This is a genomic window from Nocardia farcinica (assembly GCF_029867845.1).
GTDB lineage: Bacteria > Actinomycetota > Actinomycetes > Mycobacteriales > Mycobacteriaceae > Nocardia > Nocardia farcinica_A.
In genome coordinates, this window is the sequence record NZ_JARWRU010000117.1 from 1 (window position 1) to 4,000 (window position 4,000).

Annotated in this window: 6 protein-coding genes; 2 read left to right on the forward strand and 4 right to left on the reverse strand. The window is 71.8% G+C overall.

What is annotated here, in order from left to right; translation table 11 throughout:
• Nucleotides 1–1,367 (reverse strand): DHA2 family efflux MFS transporter permease subunit (locus QH283_RS02225; RefSeq protein ID WP_280501350.1); only part of this gene is annotated, 1,367 nt, incomplete at its 3' end.
• Between the two features lie 325 nt (nt 1,368–1,692).
• Here QH283_RS02225 and QH283_RS02230 point away from each other — a divergent pair.
• The gene (locus QH283_RS02230) at nt 1,693–2,247 is read left to right on the forward strand and encodes a hypothetical protein (RefSeq protein ID WP_280501351.1); all 555 of its coding nucleotides are present in this window, start codon (nt 1,693–1,695) and stop codon (nt 2,245–2,247) included.
• Nucleotides 2,248–2,308: 61 nt separating this feature from the next.
• Here the strand turns inward: QH283_RS02230 and QH283_RS02235 are convergent, their stop codons facing one another.
• From QH283_RS02235 to QH283_RS02245, 3 genes are all read right to left on the reverse strand, one after another.
• Complete coding sequence (locus tag QH283_RS02235; RefSeq protein WP_280501352.1) at nt 2,309–2,731, reverse strand: hypothetical protein; 423 nt, start codon at nt 2,729–2,731, stop codon at nt 2,309–2,311.
• 207 nt (nt 2,732–2,938) lie between these two features.
• Nucleotides 2,939–3,148: a hypothetical protein gene (locus tag QH283_RS02240; protein WP_280501353.1), complete on the reverse strand. Its 210-nt coding sequence runs from the start codon at nt 3,146–3,148 to the stop codon at nt 2,939–2,941.
• Between the two features lie 139 nt (nt 3,149–3,287).
• A complete protein-coding gene (locus QH283_RS02245; protein WP_280501354.1) occupies nt 3,288–3,503 on the reverse strand; it encodes a hypothetical protein in 216 nt (71 codons plus the stop codon).
• Here QH283_RS02245 and QH283_RS02250 point away from each other — a divergent pair.
• The gene (locus QH283_RS02250; RefSeq protein ID WP_280501355.1) at nt 3,496–3,984 is read left to right on the forward strand and encodes a hypothetical protein; all 489 of its coding nucleotides are present in this window, start codon (nt 3,496–3,498) and stop codon (nt 3,982–3,984) included. The two genes, QH283_RS02245 and QH283_RS02250, sit on opposite strands and share 8 nt — an antisense overlap.
• The last annotated feature ends 16 nt before the right edge of the window (nt 3,985–4,000 follow it).

The window sequence follows — 4,000 nt, forward strand, 5'->3', positions numbered from 1 at the left end:
GTGTGGGCGAAGGCGTCGGCGGCGTCGGCCGGTCCCGGCGGGCCGGCCGGGGTGAACCGATCGGCCAGCGCGTTGGACAGCACCACCGACATGATGGCGGTGCCGATGGAGCCCGCGGCCTGGTTGATGATGTTCATCAGCGTGGAGCCGCGCGCCACCTGCTGGTGGGTCAGCGTCTGGATGGCGGCGGTCATGGTCGGCATCATGGTGCAGCCCATGCCGAGGCCCATGACGAACAACGCCGAGCACATGGCGACGTAGTTCGTCGTGTCGGTCAGCGTGATGAAGTAGACCATCGACACCGAGATGACGGCCAGACCGGTCATGACGATCTTGCCCGGCCCGATCTTGTCGACCAGCCTGCCCGCGATCGGCATGGTCAGCATGGCGCCGAAGCCCTGCGGGGCCAGCAGCAGCCCGGCTGCCATCGCGGTCTCGCCGCGCACCTGCTGCAGGTAGCTCGGCAGCAGCAGGCCGGAGCCGAAGAAGGCGATGGCGAACAGCGTCATGGTGAGCACCGCGAAGGTCAGCGACCGGTTGCGGAACAGCGTCAGATCGATGAGCGGGTGGGTGGTCCGCAGCGCGTGCCACACGAAACCCGCCAGCAGCGCCAGGCCGACCACGACCGGGATGACCACCTTCTTGTCGGCGAAGGTGCCGACCTCGGGGATGGTGGACACGCCGTAGAGGAACAGCGCGAGACCGGGTGAGGCCAGCAGCATGCCGACGAAGTCGAAGGACTGACTCGGCTCCGGCCGGTCCTTGGGCAGCACGACCACCGCGGCCACCAGCGCGATGACACCGATCGGCAGGTTGATCGCGAAGATCCAGTGCCAACTGAAGGCGTCGATCAGCCAGCCGCCGAGGATCGGGCCGCCGATCGGGCCGAGCAGCATCGGCACGCCGAGCACGGCCATCACCTGGCCGATGCGCTGCGGACCGGCCGCATGGGTCATGATCGTCATGCCGAGCGGCATCAGCATGCCGCCGCCGAGGCCCTGGATCACGCGGAAGGCGATCAGCGACTCGATGCTCCACGCCACACTGCACAGCAGCGAGCCGAGCACGAACAGGACTAGGGCGGTCAGGTACAGGCGTTTGGTGCCGAACCGGTCGGCCGCCCAGCCGGTGAGAGGGATGACGGTGGCCAGCGCCAGGGTGTAACCGGTCATCGTCCACGCGGCGATGGCGTAGGTGGTTTCGAATTCGGTGATGAACGTCGGCAGGGCGACGGTCACGACAGTCACGTCGAGAATCGACATGATCGCGCCGATCACGACGACACCCGCGACCTTCAGCACGCCCTTGTCGAGCTTGTCCGAAGCGGGGCCGGGCGCGGCCGCCGACGTATGTGGAGGTTCTGTCACCGCTTAAGAGTGCCATGAACGGGTACCCTTGACGACCTCGGCCACCCCTTGCGCCCCGCCGATGCCCGGATTGCCCGCTGTTCGCATGCCGGGCCGTTCGATAGCGCAGACGTATCGCTGACCACCGCACACCGGCGATTGCCCAGCGAAAACCCCGCCGCCCGGACATTTCCGACCTCGGGCTTCTTTTCCGAAACCCTTGCGCTGTCGGGGGTTTCGCGACGGACAATGGCTCGTGGACCGGTTCGCCGGTGCCATGCCGGGGGGACAACGCATTCGTCTTCCCGCGGCATTTCCGCCCGTACGCACCACGTAAGGGAACACGATGAGATTCCGCCGCCTCGCCGCCCCCGCCCTGCTCGCCGCCGGCGCCACCGCCCTCGCGGCGGGCACCGCACACGCCGCCCCCGCGCCCGCGACACCGCCCCCGGTCGCCATCCAGGGCGTCGAACAGGGCATCGGCTACACCGCAGGCCCGAGCGCGGACGGCAGCGCCCTGGTCACCACCCTCGAGTCCGGGCAGTTCCGTATCGCCGCGAACGCCGTCCTGCTCACCGACGCCACCGGCCGCACCGTCAGCGCCCTGCCCACCACCGTGCACATCAACGGCGCGCCCGTCGGCCTGTCCCCCAGCCTGGCCGACAACGGCCGCACGCTGCTGCTCACACCCGTGAACGCCCCCGCGGTCGGCGAGCGGCTGGCCGACTTCGTCGACGAGAACGCGACACTGGCCCGCAAGCAGCACAACGCGGTGGTCGGCGCGCTGATCGGCGCGGGCATCGGCGCGGTGCTCGGGTTCTTCCTCGGCGGCGTCGGCGCGCTGATCACCGTCCCGATCGGGGCGGGCATCGGCGCGCTCATCGGGTTCTCCACCCCCTGATCACGCCGCGCTCATACGGCAGGCCGGCCCGCCTCGCCGAAGCGAGCCGGCCTGTTCCGGCCTATCGAGTCGCCGAAGCGTCCGCCGCGCAGGCGGATTCGAGCACCCTCGGGGTGATCATCGGCGCGGTCACCGAATTGGCCCGGCCGATGTACTCGTCGTTGAGCAGGTGGTAGGCGGTGCCGAGGTCGTAGAGCGCACCCTGCCACCTGTCCTCCGCCGCGGCTCCCTCCGGCCGCCTGCTCAGCGCGAGCAGCGCGGCCGTGGCGTGTGCCGAATGCGCGGCCGCGTCGAGCAGGGCGGGGGCCGGGGCAGGTGCGGTCGCGGCGGCCGCGAGTTGCTGCAACTCCCCCGAGATCACCCGGTGCAGCAACGAGACGAGATCGGCCTGCTCGTCGGCGGGCCCGCGGTGCACACCCTCCGATCCGCTCGGATCCACCCGCAGAATCGCCAGCACCGCCCGCAGTTGCGCGATGGTCACCACGACCGTGTCCTCCCTGTCAGCCCACGTTTGCCATGCACCGAACCAGACCGTCACCGAACGCGGCCCCAACGTAGCCAAGTCGGCCCCGCGCTGTCCAGGGAATCGACCGGTGACATGCGTGGTTCGCCGGAATCGCTCGCCGATCCGGCGGCGCCCGTGCCCGCGGCGGCCAGGGCGCCGCGCCGATTGAAGATGTCCGGCCCTCGATCAGACCACTTCGGAGCCGTCGATCAGATAGACCCCGTGCTCCCGAACGACTTTCGTCGCCACCTCGCCGGACCGGCTCTCGCCGTCGCGGTGCGCGACGTACCGCGCGCAGCCCACGACACCCGTGGCCGGATCGGCGCTGAACCGCTCCAGCCGCACGGCCCGGTACGCCACGCCCGCCGTGTGCGCGGCGTCCAGCGCGCTCGCCACCTGACCGAGCAGCGCGAGCGCGAGCGGGACGGGCAGCGGGCCGGCCGCGCCGAGACCGCCGCACAGACGACCGGCGGCCGACCGGTCGTCACCGATCAGCCGCCGTATTCGCCTGGAGCGTATTCGCCTGGAACCGGCCTCAGCTCAGGCGCTGCCTGCTGCTGCGGGCACGGCGGCGGGCCTCCGCCATCTCGGCGAGCTCCTGTTCGAGCGCCTCGGCGATGCGGAACTGCCCGGTGTCGTAGATGCCGGAGGAGCGCACCACCTCGTGGTAGGCGCCGTCGGGATCCGGCGGGGGCGCCACACGTTCCTTCTTCCGGCCGCGCGAGGTCAGGGTCCGGCTGTCCTTGGCCATCGACCGGCTGTCCTGGATGGCGGCCTCCGGCTTGGGCGCGGGCACCGGCGGCACCGACGTGGTCCGCGCGACCTCCGTGCGGGCGGCGGCGGGCTTGGTCGAGGCCGGGGCGTTGAAGCCGCCCGAGCGGGCCGGGGTGGTGACCGGCGCGGTGGTCCTGGCCGTGACGGACGAGGCGGCCGGGACGGCAGGCGTCGTGCGGGCTGGTGCGGGAGGCGCGGACGGGGTTCTGGTCGCCGGCTGGGCCGCGGCCTTCGCCGTCCCGGCCTTGGCGGGAGGCGCGGACTCCGCGGGCTTCGGTGGCGGAGTCTTCGCCGCGACCGCCGTCTTCCCGGTGGCCACCGTCTTCCCGGTGGCCGCCGGCTTCGCGGTGGTGGCGGGCTCGGCGCCGGCCGCGGACGTGGCGACGGTGGCCGCCTTCGCCGTGGGCGCCCGGGGGGGGGGCGCCCCCCCGCGGCCGGTGGGCGGCCGCCGCTGCTGACAGGCGGTTCGCGTGG